At 40.9% G+C, this 25,490-nt stretch carries 30 protein-coding genes; 2 read left to right on the plus strand and 28 right to left on the minus strand.

Going from position 1 to position 25,490, the window contains the following annotated elements:
* Window position 1: 1 nt before the first annotated feature.
* The 28 genes from BMZ99_RS07480 to BMZ99_RS07615 all read right to left on the minus strand — a co-directional run bounded on the left by BMZ99_RS07480 (window position 2) and on the right by BMZ99_RS07615 (window position 23,472).
* Window positions 2–310 (minus strand): biotin/lipoyl-containing protein, encoded by a 309-nt coding sequence (locus BMZ99_RS07480; RefSeq protein WP_090934747.1) that lies wholly within the window; start codon window positions 308–310, stop codon window positions 2–4.
* A 50-nt stretch (window positions 311–360) separates the two neighbouring features.
* Window positions 361–1,770 carry a phosphodiester glycosidase family protein gene (locus tag BMZ99_RS07485; RefSeq protein ID WP_090934750.1) on the minus strand — a complete coding sequence of 470 codons (1,410 nt, stop codon included), beginning with the start codon at window positions 1,768–1,770 and terminating at the stop codon, window positions 361–363.
* A 55-nt stretch (window positions 1,771–1,825) separates the two neighbouring features.
* Window positions 1,826–2,173 (minus strand): rod-binding protein, encoded by a 348-nt coding sequence (locus tag BMZ99_RS07490; protein ID WP_245754873.1) that lies wholly within the window; start codon window positions 2,171–2,173, stop codon window positions 1,826–1,828.
* Window positions 2,174–2,217: 44 nt separating this feature from the next.
* Complete coding sequence (locus BMZ99_RS07495; RefSeq protein ID WP_090934755.1) at window positions 2,218–3,330, minus strand: flagellar basal body P-ring protein FlgI; 1,113 nt, start codon at window positions 3,328–3,330, stop codon at window positions 2,218–2,220.
* Window positions 3,331–3,343: 13 nt separating this feature from the next.
* Window positions 3,344–3,943, minus strand: coding sequence for a flagellar basal body L-ring protein FlgH (locus tag BMZ99_RS07500; protein WP_090934758.1), 600 nt, complete (start codon window positions 3,941–3,943; stop codon window positions 3,344–3,346).
* A 59-nt stretch (window positions 3,944–4,002) separates the two neighbouring features.
* Window positions 4,003–4,995 (minus strand): flagellar basal body P-ring formation chaperone FlgA, encoded by a 993-nt coding sequence (gene flgA / locus BMZ99_RS07505; RefSeq protein ID WP_090934761.1) that lies wholly within the window; start codon window positions 4,993–4,995, stop codon window positions 4,003–4,005.
* A 9-nt stretch (window positions 4,996–5,004) separates the two neighbouring features.
* A complete protein-coding gene (flgG, locus tag BMZ99_RS07510) occupies window positions 5,005–5,793 on the minus strand; it encodes a flagellar basal-body rod protein FlgG (RefSeq protein WP_090934764.1) in 789 nt (262 codons plus the stop codon).
* Window positions 5,794–5,946: 153 nt separating this feature from the next.
* Window positions 5,947–6,690 carry a flagellar basal-body rod protein FlgF gene (gene flgF, locus BMZ99_RS07515; protein ID WP_090934767.1) on the minus strand — a complete coding sequence of 248 codons (744 nt, stop codon included), beginning with the start codon at window positions 6,688–6,690 and terminating at the stop codon, window positions 5,947–5,949.
* Between the two features lie 50 nt (window positions 6,691–6,740).
* Complete coding sequence (mreB, locus tag BMZ99_RS07520) at window positions 6,741–7,769, minus strand: rod shape-determining protein (RefSeq protein ID WP_090934770.1); 1,029 nt, start codon at window positions 7,767–7,769, stop codon at window positions 6,741–6,743.
* A 152-nt stretch (window positions 7,770–7,921) separates the two neighbouring features.
* Window positions 7,922–8,188: a sporulation transcriptional regulator SpoIIID gene (gene spoIIID / locus BMZ99_RS07525; RefSeq protein WP_090934773.1), complete on the minus strand. Its 267-nt coding sequence runs from the start codon at window positions 8,186–8,188 to the stop codon at window positions 7,922–7,924.
* Window positions 8,189–8,345: 157 nt separating this feature from the next.
* Complete coding sequence (locus BMZ99_RS07530; RefSeq protein WP_090934776.1) at window positions 8,346–9,074, minus strand: M23 family metallopeptidase; 729 nt, start codon at window positions 9,072–9,074, stop codon at window positions 8,346–8,348.
* Between the two features lie 54 nt (window positions 9,075–9,128).
* The gene (gene spoIID, locus BMZ99_RS07535; protein WP_090934779.1) at window positions 9,129–10,121 is read right to left on the minus strand and encodes a stage II sporulation protein D; all 993 of its coding nucleotides are present in this window, start codon (window positions 10,119–10,121) and stop codon (window positions 9,129–9,131) included.
* Between the two features lie 157 nt (window positions 10,122–10,278).
* Window positions 10,279–11,559, minus strand: a complete 1,281-nt coding sequence (gene murA / locus BMZ99_RS07540; protein WP_090934782.1) for a UDP-N-acetylglucosamine 1-carboxyvinyltransferase — start codon at window positions 11,557–11,559, stop codon at window positions 10,279–10,281.
* Between the two features lie 54 nt (window positions 11,560–11,613).
* Window positions 11,614–12,369 carry a YwmB family TATA-box binding protein gene (locus BMZ99_RS07545; protein WP_090934785.1) on the minus strand — a complete coding sequence of 252 codons (756 nt, stop codon included), beginning with the start codon at window positions 12,367–12,369 and terminating at the stop codon, window positions 11,614–11,616.
* A 124-nt stretch (window positions 12,370–12,493) separates the two neighbouring features.
* A complete protein-coding gene (locus BMZ99_RS07550; RefSeq protein WP_090934788.1) occupies window positions 12,494–12,907 on the minus strand; it encodes a F0F1 ATP synthase subunit epsilon in 414 nt (137 codons plus the stop codon).
* A 3-nt stretch (window positions 12,908–12,910) separates the two neighbouring features.
* Window positions 12,911–14,320 (minus strand): F0F1 ATP synthase subunit beta, encoded by a 1,410-nt coding sequence (gene atpD / locus BMZ99_RS07555; protein ID WP_090934791.1) that lies wholly within the window; start codon window positions 14,318–14,320, stop codon window positions 12,911–12,913.
* 22 nt (window positions 14,321–14,342) lie between these two features.
* Window positions 14,343–15,191: an ATP synthase F1 subunit gamma gene (gene atpG, locus BMZ99_RS07560; RefSeq protein ID WP_090934794.1), complete on the minus strand. Its 849-nt coding sequence runs from the start codon at window positions 15,189–15,191 to the stop codon at window positions 14,343–14,345.
* A 5-nt stretch (window positions 15,192–15,196) separates the two neighbouring features.
* Window positions 15,197–16,723, minus strand: a complete 1,527-nt coding sequence (gene atpA, locus BMZ99_RS07565) for a F0F1 ATP synthase subunit alpha (RefSeq protein WP_090934797.1) — start codon at window positions 16,721–16,723, stop codon at window positions 15,197–15,199.
* 2 nt (window positions 16,724–16,725) lie between these two features.
* Window positions 16,726–17,292, minus strand: coding sequence for a F0F1 ATP synthase subunit delta (locus tag BMZ99_RS07570; RefSeq protein WP_090934800.1), 567 nt, complete (start codon window positions 17,290–17,292; stop codon window positions 16,726–16,728).
* Entirely contained in the window at window positions 17,286–17,789 is a 504-nt protein-coding gene (gene atpF, locus BMZ99_RS07575; protein ID WP_090934802.1) for a F0F1 ATP synthase subunit B, read from the minus strand. The genes BMZ99_RS07570 and atpF overlap by 7 nt, the downstream gene beginning before the upstream one ends.
* Before the next feature lie 77 nt (window positions 17,790–17,866).
* Complete coding sequence (gene atpE, locus BMZ99_RS07580) at window positions 17,867–18,118, minus strand: F0F1 ATP synthase subunit C (RefSeq protein WP_090934804.1); 252 nt, start codon at window positions 18,116–18,118, stop codon at window positions 17,867–17,869.
* 72 nt (window positions 18,119–18,190) lie between these two features.
* The gene (gene atpB / locus BMZ99_RS07585) at window positions 18,191–18,862 is read right to left on the minus strand and encodes a F0F1 ATP synthase subunit A (protein ID WP_090934807.1); all 672 of its coding nucleotides are present in this window, start codon (window positions 18,860–18,862) and stop codon (window positions 18,191–18,193) included.
* A 64-nt stretch (window positions 18,863–18,926) separates the two neighbouring features.
* Window positions 18,927–19,310, minus strand: a complete 384-nt coding sequence (locus tag BMZ99_RS07590) for an ATP synthase subunit I (RefSeq protein ID WP_090934811.1) — start codon at window positions 19,308–19,310, stop codon at window positions 18,927–18,929.
* A gap of 28 nt (window positions 19,311–19,338) precedes the next feature.
* Complete coding sequence (locus BMZ99_RS07595; RefSeq protein ID WP_090934814.1) at window positions 19,339–19,551, minus strand: AtpZ/AtpI family protein; 213 nt, start codon at window positions 19,549–19,551, stop codon at window positions 19,339–19,341.
* Window positions 19,552–19,920: 369 nt separating this feature from the next.
* Window positions 19,921–21,102 (minus strand): non-hydrolyzing UDP-N-acetylglucosamine 2-epimerase, encoded by a 1,182-nt coding sequence (wecB, locus tag BMZ99_RS07600; protein WP_090934817.1) that lies wholly within the window; start codon window positions 21,100–21,102, stop codon window positions 19,921–19,923.
* 155 nt (window positions 21,103–21,257) lie between these two features.
* Window positions 21,258–22,286 (minus strand): glycosyltransferase family 4 protein, encoded by a 1,029-nt coding sequence (locus BMZ99_RS07605; protein ID WP_090934820.1) that lies wholly within the window; start codon window positions 22,284–22,286, stop codon window positions 21,258–21,260.
* Between the two features lie 107 nt (window positions 22,287–22,393).
* Complete coding sequence (locus tag BMZ99_RS07610; protein ID WP_090934823.1) at window positions 22,394–23,053, minus strand: MazG nucleotide pyrophosphohydrolase domain-containing protein; 660 nt, start codon at window positions 23,051–23,053, stop codon at window positions 22,394–22,396.
* 2 nt (window positions 23,054–23,055) lie between these two features.
* Entirely contained in the window at window positions 23,056–23,472 is a 417-nt protein-coding gene (locus tag BMZ99_RS07615) for a deoxycytidylate deaminase (RefSeq protein ID WP_090934826.1), read from the minus strand.
* A gap of 360 nt (window positions 23,473–23,832) precedes the next feature.
* Between BMZ99_RS07615 and BMZ99_RS07620 the strand changes: the two genes are divergently transcribed.
* Window positions 23,833–24,312 (plus strand): Lrp/AsnC family transcriptional regulator, encoded by a 480-nt coding sequence (locus BMZ99_RS07620; protein ID WP_090934829.1) that lies wholly within the window; start codon window positions 23,833–23,835, stop codon window positions 24,310–24,312.
* Window positions 24,309–25,478, plus strand: coding sequence for an aminotransferase class I/II-fold pyridoxal phosphate-dependent enzyme (locus tag BMZ99_RS07625; protein ID WP_090934832.1), 1,170 nt, complete (start codon window positions 24,309–24,311; stop codon window positions 25,476–25,478). The genes BMZ99_RS07620 and BMZ99_RS07625 overlap by 4 nt, the downstream gene beginning before the upstream one ends.
* Window positions 25,479–25,490 lie beyond the last annotated feature (12 nt).

The following is a 25,490-nucleotide window of genomic DNA, read 5'->3' on the forward strand; positions in this document are numbered from 1 at the left end:
TTTATTTACCGATTTCAATACGAGCAACTACATCGCCAACAGCCACTGAGACTCCTGGTGAAACTAAAACCTCTTTTACAACGCCGTTAGCTGTGGCTCTTGATGCTGGTATGGCTCCTGTTATTGTGTCAATTTTCACTAAAACATCACCTTCACGGACAGTATCCCCAGGTTTAACCAAGCCATTACTTGTAATGGTTCCAGCCAGAGATGCCTTTTGTTCTACAACACTATTTGCAGTAACTAATAAGCTGCCAACAATTAGCACAAAACCGATTACCAAAACTGCTATGCTTTTTCTATGAAGCATGGTAAGCCACCTCCTTACTTAGTTTCATTATACAACATTAATATGAATTATCAATCCTTAGGGGCAATAATTAATGCGTCTCCCACTGATCTCTCACGCCCATCAGAGGGTTTATTCATAATTTTACCTTTTACGACCATTTCACTAGAGCCTCCGCCATCTAAATTCATAGCATCCACAGCTCCAAATTCTTGCATCAATAAGGCTAATTCTAACAGCGTTACCCCTATGCTGTGCTGTTGCCTTCCATCCACTACCGCAAGCAGAATATGACCGTCTTTCGTTACGCCCACTGCAGTACGCGGTGCCCTTCCAACGGCTATATCCGGAGGGAATTCTTCCATTTTGCTCGTTAAGAATACACTATTATTTTTAACCAACCTAGGGCCTGCCCCAATGGCATATATTGTCTTATCCCAAATAGGGCCAAGCGTCTGATTCATTTTTACTGCATCCCCGATTTTTAAGCTAGACAATGCTTTTTCGTTGCTGCCATGAGCTGAAAGTACAATTGCACCAGGTGGAATAACCGCATTACCGTGCACGATTGCAGTAATAATATTTTGACTCACAATATAATCGGTACCATATTCATTTGTACCAGTCATATTGTCATAATAATTATTATAAAGAATTAAATCATCCTGACCTCGCTCATGATTTACCCCCGTAATAGCGATGATGGCTCCATCGGGCAGGGTGACCGTCCCCTTATAGTCAATTTGGTCAAACAGCATTTTTCCATCAGGCAAAATTCCTAAAGCGGTCCGTCCAATCGTGGGAGAACTCACAATTTCTCCATCCATTTTCAGCAGCCCTATAATCTCCCCATTAAGTGCAAAATAAGAAGCATTAACAGCAACGATACCTTTACTGCGCTCTGCCATCGATTGTACTTTTTCTAAATCTACAATCGCATTATTGGACAAAACTGGCTTTACAATATAGTTATTACCTGGTGCTAAATCCACCACATATGCAGAAATAGGTCCTGCCTTAGTACTGCGATATAAAGAAGTGTACTTTAAGCCGGTTCCAATTTGTTCCTCATACTTTCGGTCAAATTCTTTTACAATATCAATTACAACTCGTTTGGGATTTGATAACGTAAATAATTTATAGGAGACAATTGGTTGTTTGAGAGTAATGACCACTCGTTGTTTGTCCGGCTGCACCTGAGTAACTTGTACATTACTGACTGTCGGATCATTTAATTGCAGCATTGGCAATTTACTGGTATCTGTATTTGTAAAATCAATAATAATCTGATCTTGCTTGGCAGTAAGCTGGGCTGTATATTCGGGCAATTCATTTACATCAAATACAATACGTACTTGCTCTGCGCTTTGGCTGTAACGCAACTTTTGCAGCACCGACTTAGCTGGAGCTGCTGCCCATACGATCTGCGAACAAAATATAAGCAGAATCATTACTATGTACACACGTTTAAACGTCTTCATTATTATATTCCCCCTAAGAAAACCACTAGTGCATTTTATGAGAAAAACCCAGGCACTATTTCGGTGCCTGGGACTTATTGCTGACAGGATCCGGGGTACGTAATTGGCGGTACATCATATCCGCCAATCCAATACCTCCAGCCTTTGCCATATCTTTAGTCATTTCTGCGTCCAACATGGATGTCATTGTATCTTCTTGAGAAGTATCTACTAATTTTGATTTATCCACCGTTTTACGCATATTTGTCATCATAATATTGAGAAACACAGCTTCTAAGTCCTGACAGGTCTTTTTTAATTTAATATCATCTTTTGTCTGCTGTGCTTTTTCTGTTTCCTGCGCTAAGTGCTCAGCAAAATCACCTTTAGCCTTAGTTTGCACAGATTCTAAATTATTTATCATACTCGAGGAACTAATCCCTGATATCTGCACTCATATCCACCTACCTAAATAATCTGCAAGTCAGCATGTAAGGCTCCCGAGGCCTTCATAGCCTGCAATATAGAGATAATATCCCGCGGTGTTGCACCAATAGCATTTAATGCATTTACAACATCGCCTACACTTGCCGTAGAAGGCAATACCATAACATTTGCTTTATCTTCCTTCACATCAACAGAAGTATTATTTGTAACCACGGTAGATCCACCAGAGAAAGGCGGAGGCTGGGATACATCTGTCGTCCTGTCAATACGAACACTGAGTCCGCCTTGCGCTACTGCTACTTCATCAATCGTAACATTAGACCCCATCACAATGGTACCTGTTCTTTCATTAATAATAATCTTGGCGATAGTGTCAGGATTAATATATAGTTCTTCTATAGACGCTACAAATCCTACCACATCACTATCATAAGCGCTAGGAACTGAAATCACGACAGTACCTGGATCACGTGTCGTAGAAATAGGGCCGAATCGATTGTTGATCGCTTCGCCAATTCGCGCAGCAGTGGTAAAATCAGGCTGGCTCAATGCTAGTGTAATCGAACCATTCGGCGATATCAACTGAGAGGGCACCTCACGTTCTACAATCGCACCATTGGGGGTAGTGCCAGTAGTCGGAAAGTTCTTTTGCTGACTGCTGCCGCCGCCACTTGCGCTATAGCCACCTGTAGAAACAGGTCCCTGACCTACGGCATATACTTGCCCATTAGCTGCCTTCAAGGGCGTTTGGAGTAAAATTCCCCCTTGAAGACTTTTGGCATCGCCCATAGAAGAAATGGTCATATCAATCGTATCACCGGGTTTTACAAAAGCCGGCAATTGAGCAGTAACCATTACTGCAGCTACGTTTTTTGATTTTAGCTGTGAATCACTTACTGTTAATCCAAAACTTTTTAACATATTAGCAATAGACTGCCTCGTTTGAACAAGTGTATTCGAATCACCTGTACCTGCTAATCCTGTCACCAATCCATACCCTACTAATTGGTTGGCTCTAACACCTTGCACTTTTGCTACATCTTTTATCCGCGTGATTGAGCTGGCTGCTAGTGCTGTTGGCACAATAGCCATAGCACAAGATAAAATCGTTATCATGATGATTAACCTGCGCATAATACCCTCCGTTTTAAAACAAGAAGTTCAATAATTGGCTGACGATCCCTTGACGCTGCTTTCTTGCGATTGGACCATTGCCATCTATTTTAATTTGAGCATTTCCAATATAACTTGATAATATTGTATTATCAGCTGTAATATCGGCCTGGCGCACAATACCAGAAATAGTAATTTTTTGTTCTTCACCATTCTGTTTAATGCTTTGCGTACCAGAAATAATTAGATCTCCATTGGGCTTGACCTCAAGAACCTGAGCTGTCATTCTAGCGGTGACATTATTCGTATTTGCAATAGAACCCTTTGCTTGAAAACTGTCAGAATTACCCGCTGTCGCAGATGCTATACCATGAAATATCCCCGTACCGGCGTTCATATTTAAACTAGTAGATTTAGAGTTAGCAGCATTTCCAACGCGATTTGCACTAGAACTTTCACTAATGATAATCGTAAGGGTATCGCCTACTGCACGAGCCCTATAATCACTATATAAACTGCTGCTCGCTCCAGTATCACTCCACAAAGACATAGCCGAAACCGAAGATGTTATTGAGAGCACCAAGCACAAGAAACCTAACAGCAAACAAGTACTAAATTTTGTTAGGTTAAACATATTCCACACCCTCACTTTCTACTCACTTTACAAAATCCCATATACCGTAACAACACATTCTAAGAGGCAGAAGCGCTCTTATACGTTAATACTTGCACCTTATTCTCATCGATAACCTTACCCAAAACAATTTTATTAGTGATGACGTTCTTAATGCGAATCAATTGACCTTCATACCCGTCCTGCATAGCCTGCCCCGAAGCTATTACTTGTATGTTGCCTACAAAAGCTACTAACGTTACCATGTTGCCCCGTTTAACAATTACAGGTTTATTTACCATAGAATCGGTTATGACTGTACCCGGAGTTATTGCTCGTCTTGCCTCCAATCCGAGGACTTTGTTCTTGTCAGTAAAAAAGCCAGCTGCAATTTGTCCAGCGTCCATCCGTTCATACCGCAAATTACCTTCGGTAAAGATTTCACGGGCATTTACTTGACTAGCCGCCACTGCCACCTGACGGTATAAATTCACCTTAAATCTCAGTCCCACTTTGGTAACGGCTTGTCCATCCACGCTTATAAAAATCATCACAGTCGTGGGAGCATTATAACGTATTCCATAAGGCAGCGAGGTGGATAGAATAACATTCCCTACAGGCACTGTTACATCTTGTTCACGCCCAACATAAAATATATGTAAATCGTCATATTGCACATTAGGTCCAACTTGTTCCCTAATCGCATTTATTCCTCGATCAATCAGCGTTTGTGCACTTATAACCTGAGAGTCACCAATCACAGTTATTCGATCAGGTATTAGCCATGTAACACTTGCTAAGTCAATCCCCGTTGCTGCCAATCGCATATTGAGAACTTCTTTAGTTAACACAAAGCTGCTGCCCGGTACAGGTGCATCGCCGATTTTTAATTTACGAAGCTTTTGATTGGCTGCCTCATCGTCCCCGCTGATCTTTGCAACTTGTCCAAGGCTGATAACCGCTCCATTCACTCTAACTTGCTCATCAATAATAACTACAGTGCTTTCAGCAAAAACTGAATTCATAAATAAGCAAAGTTGGACTAGAAGAAGCAGATATATTTTCTTACTCACTGCCTTCACCTAACGCTTCAGGTTAGCAACTTGTTCCAACATGTTATCAGATGTAGTAATAGCCTTTGAATTAATTTCATAAGCTCTCTGTGCTACAATCATATTCACCATTTCTTCGACAACTTGGACATTAGACATTTCTAGATACTTCTGCATAATCGTGCCCGTTCCATCCACTCCCGGGTCGCTGGCAACCGGAGTTCCTGAAGCTGCAGTCTCTTTTAGCAGGTTATGTCCAACACTATCCAAACCTGCAGGATTTACAAATTTAACAAGCTGTATTTGTCCCAATTCCTGCGCTGCCGTCTGTCCCGCTAAGGTAGCGGAAACCCGTCCATCAGCCGAAATCGCAATATTAGAAGAACCCTCTGGAATCGTAATAGCTGGTTCTAGCGGATACCCTTCCGATGTCACAATTCTGCCTTGCTCATCGCGCTTGAATGCTCCATCACGAGTATAATTAATCGTTCCATCAGACATAGTGATTTGAAAGAAGCCATCTCCTTCTATCGTCATGTCAAGATCATTACCAGTTGATTGCGTCGGACCTTGGGTATAGATTTTTTGAGTAGCAACCTGACGAACACCGCTACCCAATTGAATCCCAGTAGGTAATTGAGTATCAGCACCAGTCGCCGTTCCTGACTGCCGCATAGTTTGATACATTAAATCTTCAAAATCTGAACGGCTTTTCTTAAACCCTGTCGTATTAACATTTGCCAAATTATTGGAAACTACATCAATATTCGCCTGTTGGGCAACCATTCCTGATGCAGCAGTCCACAATGATCTCATCATAGTCTAAAAATCCTCCCTAAACACAAAAGTATATTGCTAAAGCTCCCACAAAGTAAAACACAAACATTAACTATATTATCCTAGTTAGACCATAACTGATCTCATTTATAATATCGCTACAAATGAGAGAAATCTTAAATAAAATATAAAGTTTTAAATTTTTGCGATATCATTGGCAGCTTTTCCCAATAGATCATCATGAGAACGTACTACTTTTGCATTTATTTCATAGGAACGATAATTCGTAATCAAATTCACCATTTCTCCAACAACATTTACATTAGACATTTCTAAGGCACCTTGCACTACACTGCCAGTAGCTGGCTGCCCTTGATCCCCCTGGGCTGCAGCAAATAGGCTCGCTCCTTCCTTAGAAAGCTGCTTTTCATCAGCAAATTCTGTCAACCTTAGCTGTCCCACTACCTCATTGTCAACGACTACACGTCCGTTTGCGTCAACGGACATCTTATTGCCATTAATCATAATAGGACCATTATCTCCTAGCACCTGATATCCATCACTTGTTACTAATTGATTTCGAATACTTTTTGCAAAAGTACCGTTGCGTGTATATCGTAATCCCTGGGGAGTCTGCACTGCAAAATAGCCTTTTCCTTCTATTGCTAAGTCAAAGGCATTCCCGGTCGTTCTAATAGAGCCGCCAGTATGCGTTGTTACCACTTCATCCACCATAACTCCCGTCCCCATACCGCCAATAACAGGAGCTTCTTCACCATCATTAACACGAGAAATTAAAATGTTAGCAAAATCCTTAGTAACAGCTACATCTTTTTTAAATCCAGCAGTATTTGCATTTGCTAAATTATTGGAGGTAACATCAATACGTTCTGCCTCTGCCAACATACCAGAAGCTGCTGTATACAAACCGCGAATCATGTAATCACTCCTTTTTTTTCATTTTCAAGATTTCTGCAAGTACCGCTTTATCAAGCAATACTGCCTCTTTTTAATGTTGTCAGACTATCTTCTAAAGTCCCTAATGAATCCAAAGCTTTCCCTGTACCTAATGCCACACAAGAAAGAGGGTCTTCTGCTAAATAAGTAGGAATACCAGTCTCTTGCTGAATCAACTTGTCCAGACCATAAAGCATCGAACCACCGCCAGTCATGACAATGCCCCGATCCATAATGTCAGATGACAATTCAGGAGGAGTAATTTCCAGTACTGTTTTTACCCGCTGAACAATCAACGACACAGACTCATTTAATGCTTCAAAGGTTTCAGCTGAAGTAATACGTAATGTTTTCGGCAAGCCAGAAACTAAATCCCGCCCGCGAATTTCCATACTTTCATTACGACCTGAGACTAGCGCTGTACCAATGGTAACTTTGATCTGTTCTGCAGTACGTTCACCAATCATCACGTTATATTCTCGTTTCACATAACGTACTAAGGCCTCATCAAACTTATCTCCACCAACTCTTAGTGATTCGCTCACTACAATGCCACCCAAACTTAATACTGCTACATCAGTAGTTCCGCCGCCAATATCAACTACCATAGAACCAAACGGTTCTGAAATATCTAATCCTGCACCAAGAGCAGCAGCCAGCGGTTCTTCAATTAAGTAGGTTTTTTTAGCACCAGCCTGCACTGCAGCCTCTAGTACTGCCCGTTTTTCAACGGTTGTTACACCAGAAGGAATACAAACCATAATACGAGGTTTAAAAAAGAAGTTTTTGGGAACCACTTTGCTAATAAAATGACGCAGCATAGTTTCCGTTGTATCATAATCAGCAATTACCCCTTCTCGTAGTGGCCGAATCGCAATAATGTTGCCGGGAGTCCGTCCAAGCATTCGACGCGCTTCTTCCCCTACAGCCAATACAGTATTGGAATCACGATCAATCGCTACTACTGACGGCTCTCGCAATACAATCCCTTTCCCTTTTATGTACACCAAAACGTTCGCAGTACCTAAATCTACACCAATGTCCATTGACATTCCAAACATGAATAATCCCCTCTCCTACTCCTACTTGTCCATTGTTTAGTTTTTATTTAAACCACAAAGACTGAGAAAACTACATCTATGCCTTTGTGGTTAATTAACGCCTTAAAAAATAGCTTCACTTGCTCCCATTCTACATGAATAAAAAAAATCCTTTATTTTTTGCTATATTCTCCCGCTTCCTTATATTTTTTTCGTGTAGCTTCTCCACCGCGAATATGGCGTTCCGCCTTATTTTGTTCTAATATTACTCTTACACGATTTGCCATCTTCTTATTCACGAGCGGCAATCTTTCTATCATATCCTTATGCACCGTACTTTTACTTACCCCAAACACTATGGCTGATTGCCGCACCGTGTGCTTACTTTCCAAAATGTGCTGACAAATGTCCAATACCCTTTTACGGATATAATCCTTCATAACCTTTCTGCCCCCTCACCCTTGCTTTGCTAAGATATATATATGCGGACAAAATAAAAAAAAGCACTACTGTGCTTTTTAAAGGATACTTTTTTATTAACTTACCATTTGGCAGCTGAAAGAACTAAGTCTGCCTCCCTATACATCTATAAGAGTTTTAGTCTTTGTTGAGTATCAGCAAGGGATCTACATAGTCATCGTTTTCTTTAATTGCTAAGTGTAAATGATCATATGGCTCTGCATCGCAGCTTCCCATTTTGCCAATCTCTTGTTCCTCTCGAACAAAGTCTCCTTTCGCAACGGAAACCTTCAAAAGAGATCCATAATATACTTGATAATTATTATGCTTTACCACTACTGTCAATCCACTATTTGCATCTTGGAATATTTCAGTTACCTGTCCATTATGTATTGCTGATACCGCCTGTCCTTTATGCCCCATTATATCAACTCCTGTATGATAGCGCCAATCGTTATACAATGGATGCAAATGCCAGCCAAAGTTTACTCTTATCTCACCTTTTACTCTTAAAAACCGTCCTGAGTCTTCTTTAGAAAATTGGCTTTTTACTGCCACTGGCGCGGATGCTGAAGCAACTTCTTGAGGTAAAGCCGTTTTTTTGTCTACGATCAATACCCCAGTAGGAGCAGAAATTTCCTCTTTCTGAACCGGCTGGGGAATGACAGTGCTATTTTGTTCTTTTTTCTGTATGGTTACAAATACTGTTGTTACCAATACACTTGCCAGCATTAACAAACAGGCACCTGTATACAGACTCTTGAAGGGAATCCGCTCTCGATAGAAACGTCGGTTGTATAAACTTGTATTTATTTTTTTTAAATGCAGCGTAATAAAAGATAATGCAGGAATTTTTAATTTTGACATACTATCACCTCATACTCAGTATGTCCGATAAGAACTGTTTTTAAACGCCCCTACTTAGTAGGCGTTTATATTCTTAAGAGCCACGCCAGTATAGTATTTCGTAATAATCTGCCGATAATCCATGCCTTCTTTTGCCATGCCATTGGCTCCATATTGACACAAACCTACACCATGCCCATAACCGATTGTATTGACAATCATCTTATTGTCTTTTAGCTCTACATTAAAATTATTTGAACGCAGATCCAATTTTTCCCTTACCTCTGCCCCAGACAAGACTTTGCTGCCAATACGAATTTGACCGACTCGCCCAGACTCCGTGGTATTCAAAATAGCCATAGCTCCGCTGCTATCATTTTGCATAGCGGCAACCACTTGCGTTTCTGGACCCAATAATTGTTCCACCTGAGCAAAAGAAAATTCTTTTTTATCATAATATCGGGGAGATTTTTGATCCCATGTACAAGCTACACTTTGTAAGTAAGGATAATCAAATCCCCATACCTCTTTTGCACTTGCTGTTCTCTCCCCACTGGTAGAATGATATACAGCTTGAATAAATTCCCCATTATAAGTAGCTACTTCACCGCTTGTGTCCTCAACTGCCTGGCTAATTTTCCCCCAAAATTTAGTATAGTTACTCCCCCAGCGCTTCTTTAGCACTTCTTCATTCAGCCATGCCTGACTTTGTTTATAATCAGTACTCACATCAGCACCAGGCTGCTCTGCCAGGCCACTGCCGCCAAAGGCAGTCATATTTTTTACCGCATAAGTACGTGCTGCTACTGCTTGAGCCTTCAAGGCCTCCAATTCAAATTCTGCAGGCATTTCTGCCGCTACTACACCTTTTAAATACTCTTCTAACTTCATTTCAACAATTTTCTGCTGTTCATGAAAATACACTTTGATGATGATATGATCGCCTTTTGCCATTTTAGCATTCCCACCCTGCCTTGGTTCTCCATGAAAACCGCCTATTACTAGAATCGGAATAACAATCACCAACACCAGCACCAACAAAACCGTCCATGCTAGTACCCTCTTCACACATGCCCCTCCTCCTGCTCTACATAAGTACTACATCCTATGCCAAGCTTGGAGTAAGTATGACTGGGAACCAAATCATCAACGCATTGGTGGGAACATACTTAAAGATATTCAGCATAAAAAAACTGGCAAGATTAACATCTCACCAGTTTCAAATTCATTTTTTTTTAGTTTCTGCTGTACCAACACGCTTGATATCGGCACCAACACCGCATAATTTTTCTACTAGACCATCATAACCACGATCAATGTGATGAAGATACCCTACCTCGGTTTCGCCCTCTGCCACTAATCCCGCTAATACTAAAGCAGCTCCAGCCCTGAGATCTGTCGCTTTCACTGGACAGCCGGTTAATGTGGCTACCCCCTCAACAACTGCGCTTCGCCCATCAATTTTAATATTGGCTCCCATACGTTTTAGTTCATCTACATGCATAAAACGATTTTCAAATACCGTTTCACTCACTACGCTTGTCCCTTGAGAAATCGTCGTCATTGCCATAAATTGAGCTTGCATGTCGGTAGGAAAACCAGGATAAGGCAATGTTTTAATATCAATAGCTCTTAGTTTACCATCACTTTTAACACGTATTCCGTTTATATCCTCATCAATGGTCGCACCGGCTTCCTTTAATTTGGCAATCACTGGTTTTAGATGTTCAGGCAAGGCATTTTCCACATATAAGTCGCCGCCTGCCATAGCCGCTGCCACCATATAGGTTCCAGCTTCTATTCGATCAGGGATCACTTCATATACTTTACCTTTCAATTCAGGTACACCTTCAATTTTGATTACATTTGTACCTGCGCCCCTAATGTTTGCTCCCATGGTATTTAAGTAATTCGCCAAGTCTACAATCTCCGGTTCATGAGCCGGATTTTCCAAAATTGTCTGTCCCTTGGCCATACTAGCTGCCATTATAATATTCTCGGTAGCACCTACACTAGGAAAATCCAAATAAATTCGCGCTCCCGTTAATCCATTGGGCGCTGTAGCTTCAATATATCCATGACCAATATCAATTTTAGCACCTAATGCTTCAAAACCTTTTAAATGAAGATCAATAGGACGAGTGCCAATGGCACATCCTCCTGGCAGAGAAATCTTAGAATGACCATAACGAGCCAGCAAGGGTCCCATAATCAAAAAAGAAGCACGCATTTTGCGCACCAATTCATAAGGTGCTTCGCAACTGCTGATTACCGTGCTATCAACAAGCATCGTCTGCTCTTCTTTATTATACTCTACTGACACTCCTAAATGCTTGAGAACTTGGCTAAAGGTGCGTACATCTTCCAAATCAGGTATGCCTTCAAGAGTGCTTTGTGATGTACCAAGTAACGTTGCCGCAATAAGAGGCAGCACCGCATTCTTAGCTCCACTAATTTTAATGGTTCCGTATAATTTGTTACCTCCGCGGATAACTAATTTCTCCATAAGATTATATCCTCCCAAAAACACTACTAAAATCGATTGTAGAAAAAGTTCAAATTAATATTCCCGAGTAATAATCGGTGACCCGACAATTACATAGGTACGATTATCATATTGACTATAGCGAATTGCAATATTTATATTGATTTTTTTACCGCCAACTTGCAGGTACTCATGAATTGCTGAAGAATATCCAGTAGCACTTACATACTGTTCTTGCTGGAGTTGATCAACAACAGTACCATCAATTGCTGAAAAGGCACTTTTTAACATACCTTCTAACTCTCCATCCATTAGTTTACCATCAAGCCAGCCAATCAAGCAAGTGCTAATCCTTGGTGAATCACCAATTTTTTTAATAATCGTATGTATTTTTTCTTGTAAGAGGACACTAGAGGTACCTTCATTTGTCAATGACTCAATATTGACCACCAGATATGCTTCTTCTTTTGCACTACTTTTCTGATTAGGAACACTCTGAGCCATTACAACAACACGATCACCGGATCTAATTTGCTCTGCTTTTACAATTCGATTCTTATTTCTTTGCTGATGGATAATCTCATCATTTTTGAAGTCCATTGCTAATTGATCCGCAACTTGCATTACTACATCCTGCAGCTGCTCATCACTGTAATGATCTTCCGGCAATTTCACCCATGCATTGATACTGTATTCCTCCAAATTTGCACCAGTTGCTCTCATGACAGATGCCAACGGTTCTGAAGAGGCGGCCGGCACATATCCTATGGCAGCAGATAGAGCTAACAATAAGCATCCGGTTATTACACCTAATCTAAGAATATGATTCATACTTCCCATCCTTTTAGAGCAGATTCTCTCTTACTCTATATGCCTATTCTTGCCATTTGTTCGATGGGATATACAAAAAGCAGACTGAGTACGTTCATTACTCAGTCTGCCTCTTGTATTTACTTTACATCTTATGCTGCTTATTATGCTCTGCAACCTTTAAACGAACCATAGCCCTTTTAAGGGCGACTTCTGCTCTGGCAACGTCTGAATTGCTGTCACGCAGATGATTCTCCGCTCGTGCCTTGGCCGTTTCGGCTCGCTCAACATCAATATCCTCTGGAAGCTCAGCACAATTTGCCAATATTGTAATTTTTTCAGGCTGAACCTCAATAAATCCACCGCACATGGAAATGGGTATCTCTTCACCATCTGTAATTACGCGAAGAGGCCAGATAGCCATTGCAGCAATCAAGGGAGCATGCCCTGGAAGAATACCAATGTCTCCAGCTGTCGTCCGAGCAATTACCATACTAACCTCAGCAGAAAAAGCCATTTTCTCTGGGGTAACAATATCCAGCCGAATTGTTTTCGCCATTTATTATTCCCCTTTCATTGTCCGTGCCTTTTCCACCACTTCATCAATGGAGCCAACCATATAGAAGGCGTTTTCCGGCAAAGCATCATATTTGCCGCTTAAAATTTCTTTAAAGCCTCGAATGGTTTCTTTTAACGGCACGTATTTACCCGGCGTACCTGTAAAAGCCTCTGCCACAAAGAAAGGCTGACTTAAGAAACGTTGTATCTTACGTGCTCTAGATACGGTAAGTTTATCTTCATCCGATAATTCTTCCATACCCAAAATAGCAATAATATCCTGCAATTCTTTATAGCGCTGTAATACTTCCTGCACACCTCGAGCCACTTGATAATGTTCTTCACCAATGATGTTAGGATCAACAATTCGAGATGTAGAATCTAAAGGATCAACTGCAGGATAAATACCCAGTTCTGAAATTTGTCTGGATAAAACTGTTGTTGCATCCAAATGGGCAAAGGTTGCCGCAGGAGCTGGATCTGTCAAATCATCTGCTGGTACATATACGGCTTGTACGGAAGTGATCGAACCTTTTTTAGTGGAAGTAATACGTTCTTGCAATGCCCCTACATCCGTTGCCAATGTTGGCTGGTAGCCAACTGCTGACGGCATACGTCCTAACAATGCAGAAACTTCGGAGCCAGCCTGAATAAAGCGAAAAATATTATCCACGAAGAACAATACATCCTGACCGCCTATATCACGAAAATATTCTGCCATGGTAAGTCCTGTTAAAGCAACCCGCATTCTAGCGCCAGGCGGTTCATTCATCTGACCATATACTAACGCTGTTTTTTCAATAACACCAGATTCTTGCATCTCTACCCAAAGGTCATTCCCTTCCCGGGTACGTTCACCTACACCCGCAAATACAGAATAGCCCCCATGTTCCGTTGCAATGTTACGAATGAGTTCCATGATCAGTACAGTCTTGCCTACACCTGCACCACCAAACAAACCAATTTTACCGCCCCGAGAGTAAGGAGCAATTAAATCTACGACTTTAATGCCTGTTTCCAGGATTTGTGTCGTTGTCTCTTGTTCTTCAAAGGTTGGTGCTGGACGATGAATCGGCCAATGATCTTCCGCTTCTACTGAAGCTTCATTATTGTCTACTGTATCACCTAGTACATTAAATACCCGACCCAGCGTACTTTTACCCACAGGAATTTTAATTGGGGCGCCAGTATCTATCGCTTGCATACCGCGAGTCAATCCATCCGTAGAAGACATAGCAACGCAGCGAACGAGATTGTCACCAAGATGCTGCATAACCTCTACGGTTAGGCTGACTTCTACGCCCGTGGACGTATCTGCGATTTTAACAGAGTTATAGATGGCAGGTAGCTGCTCCGGAGGGAATTCAATATCAACGACAGGTCCAATAACCTGTATCACTTTACCTGTACTCAAAGGGTTCCCCCTCCTTTTCTTTTTACTTCAACGCTTCGGCGCCACCCACAATCTCGGAAATTTCCCGAGTAATGGTAGCCTGACGAATTTTATTATAATTTAAAATCAATTTTGCAATTAATTCTTCTGCGTTATCAGTCGCAGAACCCATTGCTGTCATACGAGCTCCTAACTCACTGGCCGATGCCTGAAGCAGCGCCCCATAAATTGTCGTTTCTAAATATTGAGGAACTAAGTGATTCAATACTTCTTCCGCTGAAGGCTCAAAAATATAATCGGAAGGATTCGCATCAACTGCCGTCACATCTTCAATGGGTAGGAGCTTTACTGTAGTTGCTTTTTGGGTAATGGCAGAATGGAATACGGTGTAGCTCAAATGGATCTCATCATATCTGCCGCTTTTGAACCCTTCCGCTACTGATCTGGCAATAGCAATCGCATGTTGCAGCGTTGGTTTCTCCGAAAAGCCAGTAAATTCTTCATCAATTCGATAGCCGCGGTGTTTAAAATAATCTCTGGCTTTGCGTCCAACAGTAATTACACTGCAATTCGTCTTACCTGCTATGCGGGGCACCACTTCTTTGATTACATTGGAAGAGTAGGCTCCTGCTAATCCCTTATCAGCGCTTAGCACTAAATATGCAATATTATTGACTTCTCTTACTTCCAGCAGCGGATGCGAAAGATCACTTGCATGGCCAGCTACGCTTGCCAGTACTTCTCGTACCTTTTCTGTATAAGGCAGACTGGCAGCAGCTTTTTCTTGGGCCTTACGCAGCCTTGCAGCCGCCACCATTTTCATAGCCTTGGTAATTTGTTCAATATTTTTTACGCTTTTTATACGGCGGCGTATATCCTGAGCATTAGGCATTTATATCACCTCGCCGTTTTATCATCAGTCAGAAATGTTTCTTTAAACTCTTTAATTGCTTCTTTCAGCACATTTTCCGTATCGGCAGATAGTACTTTTGATTCTCTAATGGTTTCTCCAATAGCAGGATGGTTAGATCGTAAAAATTTAATAAAATCACGTTCAAATTTAGCCACATCTGCTACAGGAACATCATCGATATAGCCATTAATTGCCGTATAAATAATCATGACTTGTTCTTCAACTACTACCGGAGAATATTGAGGTTGTTTTAAGACTTCAATAGTTCGCTGCCCTCTATCTAAAGAAGCTTTGGTATCTTTATCAAGATCAGAACCAAATTGAGCAAAGGCTGCCAACTCTCGATACTGTGCTAAATCAAGGCGCAAACGTCCTGCAACCTGTTTCATTGCTTTAATCTGGGCAGATCCCCCTACGCGGGATACTGACAAACCAGCATTAATCGCCGGTCTAACACCAGCGTAAAACATTTCACTTTCTAGAAAAATTTGACCATCTGTAATAGAAATTACATTCGTCGGAATATATGCTGATACGTCGCCTGCTAATGTCTCAATGATTGGCAATGCCGTAATAGAGCCGCCGCCTAATCCTTCCGATAACTTAGCTGCCCGTTCTAACAGGCGAGAATGTAAGTAGAAAACATCACCGGGATAGGCTTCACGTCCTGGAGGACGGCGCAGCAGCAGTGACATGGCACGATAGGCTACCGCATGTTTGGATAAATCATCATATACGCAAAGTACATGACCGCCTTTATACATAAAGTATTCACCAATAGCGACACCAGCGTAAGGAGCTATGTATTGTAACGGTGCGCTGTCAGAGGCCGAGGCCACAACAACAATTGAATAAGCCATAGCGCCACTTTCTTCTAGGGTATGTACGACACGGGCTACTGTAGATGCTTTTTGTCCGATTGCAACATAAATACAAATTACATCCTGCCCTTTTTGGTTCAGAATCGTATCTACAGCAATGGCTGTTTTTCCTGTGCCACGGTCCCCAATAATGAGTTCGCGCTGTCCGCGTCCAATGGGTACCATGGAGTCAATGGCCTTTATACCGGTTTGCAAAGGTTGTTTAACGGATTGACGATCTGCAATGCCGGGAGCCAAAAATTCAATGGGACGAAACTCTGTGGTCTGAATAGGGCCCTTTCCGTCAATCGGCTGACCGAGTGCATTCACGACCCGCCCCACCATTGCTTCACCAGCAGGCACCTGCATGATACGACCTGTGCGTCGTACGGTATCGCCTTCTTTAATTAAGGTTTCTCCCCCAAGTAAAACGGCCCCTACATTGTCCTCTTCCAGGTTCAGCACCATGCCATATACTTCATGAGGAAACTCTAATAATTCACCCGCCATCGCTTTGGCAAGACCATGAATACGAGCAATGCCGTCTCCAACCTCAATAACAGTACCAATATCATCGACATTAAGGTCTACTTGATAATTTTCGATCTGCTGTTTAATAATCGCAGTTATTTCTTCTGGCCTGATTTTCATATTTAGTCTGTCACCTCAATCCCCGTCACTTCATTATTTAAAAGCGCTTTTTTCAATGTCGCTAATTGACGAACTACACTGCCATCGATAAGCTTATCGCCAATCTTGACAATCATTCCTCCAATAATTCCTTGATTGATTTGTGTTTTCAATACAATTGTTTTGCCCGTTACCTGACTTAATTTATTCGCAAGGGCCGTATGCTGGCTTTCACCTAAAGGCAGGGCTGTCGTTACTTCAGCCTCCACAATATTGCGAGCCTTATTGGCCAGTGTTGCATATTCAGAAATAATCGCCGGTAAAATACTTTCCCGCCGTTTGTCCACCAGTAACAATAAAAAGTTGAGGACAAAATCATGAATGTCTTGTCCAAAAACTTTATGAATGGTTTCCTTTTTTGCTTGGGCCAGTACTTGGGGATGATACATCAGAGTTGATAGGTCATCATAAGAAGCAATCGTATTTTCTACAAAACGCAGCTCTTGTTCCGTTATTTCCAGCACCTGTTTTTCAGAGGCCAATTCATACAGGGCCTGAGCATATTTTACGGCTAACTGATTGGTTAGCATGGCAGACCACCTATTTTCTCATCATCAAGTTTTTCAATAAAATCAGACACAATGCTTGCGTTTAATTCGGTATCCATCTTTTCTTTTACAATTTTAGTTGCAGCTGCCATAGACAGAGCTACCACCTCGCTGCGAAGCTGCGATAACGCCAACTCACGTTCTCGTATCACTTCTTCTTGCGCCTTTTGCAAAATATGGGCACTTTCTGCACGTGCAGATTTTAAAATTTCTTCTTTATTTTCTTCTGCTAATTTCTCAGCAGTTTCCACAATCGACTGGGCTTTAGCTCGAGCCTCTACCAAATACTGTTTATATTCTAGTTTCAATTGTTCGGCTTCTCGTCTTTCGCGTTCTGCAGTATCAATTGCATCTGCAATTTTTTGCTGGCGATCTGCTAAGCCCTGCATTAACGGTTTATATGCAAATTTAGCAAGGATAGCAACTAAAAGCAAAAAATTTACAATTTGCGCTAGCAGCGTCCCATTCAATTCAACCAATGAAAGCACCTCCTCTTTGAGCAATATAAAGGAGACACTGGCAAGAAGTTTTCAAGCCAGCAACCTTATTAAAAACCTTATTTTAAGAACGGATTGGCAAATACCAATACAATGGCAATTACAGCGGCAATAATTGGAATTGATTCAATCAAGCCTACTGAAATCAGCATGTTAACCAAAATAGTACCTTTCGCTTCTGGCTGTCTAGCCATCCCTTCAATTGCTTTGGCAGTTACAGCACCATCACCAATACCAGCACCAATTGCAGCCAAACCAATGGCAAACCCTGCTCCTAACACGGAAGCAGCTACGATAATTGCATGTTCCACAATAAAATCCTCCTTAAACATCTTTTTTTATTTATTTGATTATCATTTGTATTTACACTCTTTATACCTTACCTAGTGACCGTCTTGCATTGAGTTTGAAAGATAGGATATTGACAACATGGTAAAAATGAATGCCTGTACGATACCAACAAACACGCTAAAAGCCAACCATAGTGTAGGTACAAAATAAGGCACCAGCATACCTAAGACCAGTAGTAAAATCTCTCCAGCCAAAATATTGCCGAATAAACGGAATGATAACGTAATCGGCTTGGCAACTTCTTCAATAATATTAATAATCACAAAAGGTACATAAGGCTCAAAAAAATGTTTGAAATACCTTACAAACCCTTTGTTTTTGATTCCTAGGACATGTACAATTAGAACAATCATTAATGCCAATCCCAGTGTCGTATTAATATCGTTGGTCGGCGATGTAAAACCCGGTACTAGTCCAAGTTCATTACCTACTACTAAAAATAAAAATAGTGTAATAATGAGCGGTGCTAGTTTTTGACCTTTCGATCCCATGTTCGTCTCCACTTGTTCCAGCAAATAAACGACAGCCATTTCTAAGAAATTTTGCCAGCCTCGAGGTTGAAGTTCAATTCGTCTGGTTGCAGCTATCGCTAGTACAATGACAATTGCCATCGTAATCCAAGTCATGATTAGCGTATCCATGTTAAAGGTTAAGCCTGCAAAATGGGCTAAGGAATGACTTCCAATTTCATGACCGTGTTCCATATCCTCCCTCCTTTCTTGTTAGTACAAATATGCTAAAAACGCTATAATATTAGCGTCCACGCAACTATGATTTTACGAAAAAACTTTTTGTTATCAGTACCACAGCTTGTAAGAACAAAATAATCTGCAAGGTAAACAATCCAAATACAGCTGACCAAAAATCAACTCCTGGCAATTTTATTGACAGTAACATCATCGCAACAATAAAACCTAGCCGTATGATCCAACCTATTTTAGTATATAGTAATGCCCGATTTATAGGCATTTCAGCACTCTTTTTTATACGATAGCCCATTAATAAAAAATAAATTACACTCGTAAATATCCCAATAAAGAGTCCGGCTATTTTCCCAGAATATCCAGTAAAATAAGCCGCAGTACAAATTGATAACCCCCATACGATCATTTGTATGATCGTCTTTTTAATTTCAACATCATATTCTTGCATATTGATTTAGAAAGCAATGAATTACTCTCTATTTTCCTCCTACCACTTTCTTATACATGGACCACATTCCCGCTATCATGCCAAGCACTATGCCCCACACCGTTCCCCAAGGAGTAATAGCAAAATATTCATCTACAAGCCGACCTAACAATATGCCTGCGGCTACAGAGGATACCAAATAAAAACCAATAGATGCTGCTGTGCTAAGTGCATTTAACAATGTGTTGCTATCTTTTCGCATGGCATCCACCTCTATGCAATCTTTTCACTCACAATTGTTAGTTTTGCATAAATTATGCTGCAAATATACGTTTTTGTGGTAGAGAAACACGTATAGAAAAATAATCAAAAACATTCTTACACGATAAAATGATTTGAGTCATTTTTTCTAATAGTGTAATTTTCGACAATCAGTAGGAAACTCCTGCCATTATCTATGTATACAATGGCATTTTCTTGCCATTTTTTTGTCTTTTCCCCACTAAATTAATCAAATCTGCTGCAATGAAGAAACAGCCCTAAGATTCCCCTTTTTTAAAACGGGAGCCTTAGAGCCACCAATCCGGTAATAGGCGTTCCTAAAACTCAAAAAGAGTAGTTTTCACCTGCATCAATCTTTTTTTATCCTAAGCTCACAAGAATCACCAAACTGCTTAGGCTTTTCCTGGGAAAAACCATATTTCCACAAAATGGTTTCTATAATTCGTCTGGATGCCTGCCCATCACCATAAGGATTACAAGCATTTGCCATACGGTCATATTCTACCGGGTCAGCGAGTAATAATCGTGTTTCTTGATACACTCGCTCTTTATCTGTGCCAATCAGCTTGACAGTGCCTGCTTCAATCGCTTCTGGACGCTCGGTATTGTCCCGCAATACCAATACAGGTTTTCCTAATGCTGGAGCTTCTTCCTGCACACCGCCAGAATCAGTGAGAACGAGGTAGGAGCGAGCCAATAAGTTGGCAAATGGCTGATACTCCAACGGATCTATTAGTTTTACCCTTTCAATACCGCCTAATTCACTATTGACAACATCCCGCACAAGAGGGTTTTTATGGACAGGGAATATGACTTCCACATCTTCAAATTCTGTCACTATATCTCGTAAGGCTTGGTATACATGCCGCATAGGCTCCCCTAAATTTTCACGCCGATGGGTCGTTACTAAAATAATCCGTTTTTTCGTATAATCAATATTTGCCAAGACATCATCAGCAAATTGATAGCTTTTTTCTACCGTCGTCAGCAGTGCATCAATTACAGTATTGCCTGTAATAAAAGTAGCTTCTGCCAGAATTGCTTCTCTTATTAGGTTTTCTTTTGCTGTTTTAGTTGGAGCAAAATGAATATCAGTGAGCGAACCTGTTAATTTACGATTCATCTCTTCAGGAAATGGTGAATATTTACTATGAGTCCTAAGCCCGGCCTCTACATGCCCAACAGCTGTTTGATGATAAAATGCAGCCAATGCTCCTGCAAAAGTGGTGGTTGTATCTCCATGCACCAGTACAATATCCGGCTTTTCTTTAGTCAATACTTCATTTAACCCATACATCGCCTTGGAAGTAATATCAAACAATGTTTGCCCTTGCGACATAATATCCAAATCATAATCTGGTACAATGTCAAATAATTGCAGGACTTGATCCAGCATTTCTCTATGTTGGGCAGTAACTGCTACAATTGGTATAATATGTTCTGAATGCTTGTTGAGTTCTAAAATAACCGGGGCCATTTTGATTGCTTCTGGTCTTGTCCCAAATACGGTCATTACTTTAATACGTGACATATACATACTCCCCCTTTAAATTCCTCTAAAAATAGTTTTAAACGCAAAATTTCGAAGAATCAGATAGTGATACAACATCTTGTCTAGCTATATTTTTTCATTTTATTTATATAGAATAAAAATGGGCAGGCATAATGCCCGCCCAAAATGTATCCTTAGTGACTTTCAATTGACTTCGTTGCCTTTAGTACACCTATTTTCTTAGCCCCAACAAAAGCAATACCAAGCAAAGCAACAATAATAAACGCCCCAAAGGATTTATTCACCTCGGTTAAGGCAATGGCACTCAAGCCTAAACAGCCGCTCATAACATACATTAATAACACAGCTTGTTTTTGCGTAAGCCCCATCTCTAATAATCGATGATGCAAATGCCCTTTATCAGGTTTAAAAATAGGACGTCCACTCATATAACGGCGAATAATTGCAAACGCCGTATCCAATATTGGTAAACCTAACGCTACAATCGGTACAATTAAAGCAATGGTAGCCGCACTTTTTACCGTGCCAAGGATGGATATTGCTGCTAACATATATCCTAAGAACATACTTCCTGTATCACCCATGAATATTTTCGCTGGATTAAAATTATGCTGCAAAAATCCTAATGCACTGCCAGCTAACGCTGCTGTTAACACAGCTACAGTCCAGAAATTCTGTTGCAGCGCCACTAACAGAATTGTAACTGACGCAATAGTAGATACTCCTGCTGCCAATCCGTCCAATCCATCAATCAAATTAACTGTATTGGTTAAGCCAACCACCCACAAAATCGTCAATGGTATTGCCAAATATTCTACATAGATCATTTCCCCAAAAGGATTGGTTAGCCACTCAATTTTAATGTCAAACATAACCAACACAGCCGCTGCTATGATTTGACCTAATAATTTTACCCTCGCTGGCAATGGCTTTAAATCATCAATAATACCTACAATTAGAATGACGGTACCGCCTACTAGCAGTCCCATAACCTCACGGCTTACATACATGCTTGCTAACACAGCCAACACGAAAGCTCCATAAATAGCCAATCCACCCATACGCGGAATCGGTTTCGTATGCACTTTTCGATCATCTGGAGCATCCAATGCTCCAACTTTTATCGCAAAATCTTTTACCCGCGGCGTTGCAAAATAAGCAACCGCTAAAGCAATCGTAAACGCCACAATATATGTTTGCATAATTTGCACCTCATTTCTACGCAACAATCCCATTTTACATCACGCTAATATCCTTGTCAAACGGATTCTACTCTAGTGAAACTCTTGCTAAGAAGTATTTACCTTAATTACATACAATAGCCCTTTCTCCTAAGTTTGGCTATATGCCCTGACAATAACTCTTCCATGTTAACCTGATACTTTTCTGCTAGAATATACATCATCGTAAAACAGCATTGAGCCACATCCAATAGCTCATATGCACAGCCTAGCAAAGCCGCTTGTATTTCCAACTCTGGCTTTTCCCCTGACGCCCCTGAACGCTTTCCCAAAAATTGCGTAAACTCCCCTATTTCTTCTTGAATTTTGCAAACCGTCGTCAAGAGAGTCACATCCTCTAAAATGAGCCGAGGTAAATTCAAGCACTTAAAGGCCCCCACTGTTGTAATACTATATAATAGCGTATGATCAAACAAATATCCTTTATGTATTAATTTCCTAATATGTTCATCAATTAAAGCATCCACTTCTATAGCATAGGATTCTTCCATAACAAACAGCATGGTAACGCAGGTTTGCGCTACATCCAATAGCTCGCTTGCTACCTCTTCTAACAATTCTTCTGCAATTACAGGAATATTTTTCTTATCTGAAAGCATATTCTCATATGGCAAGAAGTGCAGCACCGCCCTGGCTAATTCACCAGCTTCTTCCATTATCTTCAGCAGCGTTGAATCTAAGGTAGGAGTCAAGTTATTCAGCTTTGGCAGATAAATCGACTCGATCACAATTACTTTTCCTCCCTTGGCATGTACACAACTTCAATAGAAGATAGCGCAAACCAATCTGTATGGGGATTATAATCTCTCCCATATACTACCTTTGTAATACCAGAAGTAATAATGAGTTTTTGGCACTCAGGACAGGGCCTATCGGTACAATACAAAGTAGCCCCTTGCCTTTCGTCAGGAGTGCATTCCAGCAGCGCATTGGGCTCTGCGTGAATGCATCGTATACAATGCCCATCCAGCATAGCACAACCATCATCAATGCAATGAGGCAACCCCGCTGGACTGCCATTATAGCCAGTACCCTTAATTCTTTTATCCTTTACGATCACAGCACCTACTTGACGTCTTAAACAAGTACTGCGCTCCGCCACCTGAAATGCAATATCCAAAAAATATAAATCCCAGTTCTTCCGCATATACGTCCCCTTTAATTAACGATTCATCGTAAACACTATAGATACTCCCCCAATTATACTATAGAAAGGAATAAAAAAGAATTAGTGGATACGAAAATTACGAACGAGTTCTTTAAATGATTATTTTTTTTGTTTTTTGACCGTTGCCAACAGAATAAAGTCGTCTTTGCATGAAGGAAGGGATTGCTTCGCGTTCTTTACACTTCTTCATCGTCTTTGCGGTTTAATTTTTTCATAAAATAAGCACATTGTTTTCAAGATTTATCATATTATTTTTGTAAATACATGTACTTTTTTTCAGCATATGTGGTATTCTAAAAAATACAGTGTTCTTTAAAATAGCAAGGAGGAAATATTTCAATGAAAGAACTTTTAGAATGTCTCGAAAGAGACCATACTCAAACTCCGGAGCAGTTAGCAATTATGCTAAATAAGCCTGTAGAGGAAATTGCCGCACTTATTAAAAAATATCAAGATGAAAAAGTCATTGTAAAATATCAAACCATCATCGATTGGGAAAAAGCGGGCATTGATAACGTGACTGCCGTAATTGAAGTAAGAATTACTCCTCAGCGTGAAGTAGGCTTTGATGCCATCGCGGAGCGCATCTACCGTTATTCGGAAGTGCGCAGCCTGTATCTAATGTCAGGAGGTTATGATCTATCAGTTACCGTCGAAGGAGCCAGTTTAAAAGAAGTTGCCGATTTTGTTTCTACTAAATTATCTACCATAGATGGAGTTGTCAGTACCACAACTCACTTCATGTTAAAAAAATATAAATTTGCCGGCGTTATCATCAAAGATGAAGAAGAAGAGCATAGGCTGGTGGTCTCACCATGAATTGGGCTGATCGCATAGCACCAACCGTCAAAGCCATCCCGCCTTCAGGCATTCGCCGTTTCTTTGACATTGCTGCGGAAATGAAAGGTGTAATCTCCCTGGGCGTTGGTGAGCCAGATTTTATTACGCCATGGCATATACGGGAAAGTTGTATTCACGGTCTGCACCGCGGTTATACTTCCTATACTTCCAATTATGGACTTCTCGAGCTTCGAGAAGAAATAACTAAATCTTTACATAAGGATTACCAGGTAACCTATGATCCTCGCCAAGAAGTCCTCGTAACCGTAGGCGTAAGTGAAGGCCTTGATTTGGCTATGCGCGCCTTATTAGGTCCCGGTGATGAAGTTCTCGTGCCCGAACCCTGCTATGTTTCTTATAAATCCTGCGTTACGTTGGCAGGCGGCACTCCGATTACCATACCCACCAGCGCAGAAAATGAATTTCGGATTACAGCAGAGCAATTAGAAAAATATGTAACGCCGCGCACGAAGATATTACTGATTGGTTATCCCAATAATCCTACTGGTGCAATTATGAGTCGAGAAGACTTAGAAGGCATTGCTGCTTTTGCACTAAAACATGACCTCATTGTAATTTCCGATGAAATTTATGCTAAATTAACCTATGATGGCACTCATACTTGTTTCTCCAGTTTACCGGGCATGCGGGATCGCACCATCGTGTTAAATGGATTTTCCAAAGCCTATGCTATGACAGGCTGGCGTATTGGCTATGCAGTTTCCAATGTTGAATTCATTGCTGCCATGACGAAAATCCATCAATATACGATGCTATGTACTCCTATCACAGCACAAATTGCAGCGATTGAGGCCCTAAAGAGCGGCGAAAAGAACGTAGAACATATGGTATCCGAATACAATTATCGCCGCCGTTTAATTTTCAATGGATTTCGCCAAATGGGCCTGGATTGTTTTGAACCCAAGGGAGCGTTTTATATATTCCCTTCCATTAAACAGACAGGTTTAACATCTTTAGAATTTGCCGAACAACTTCTCATGGCTGAAAAAGTAGCCTTAGTGCCAGGCGATGCCTTTGGTGAAAGCGGCGAAGGCTTCGTACGCTGTTCCTATGCTACCTCTACCAAAAATATCACGGAAGCACTCGAACGTATTGGACGATTTATTAAAAATATAAAAAAATAAACGTTTTTCTCA

Origin of the sequence: Pelosinus propionicus DSM 13327, from assembly GCF_900114615.1 — a bacterium.
GTDB classification, from domain to species: Bacteria; Bacillota; Negativicutes; order DSM-13327; family DSM-13327; genus Pelosinus; species Pelosinus propionicus.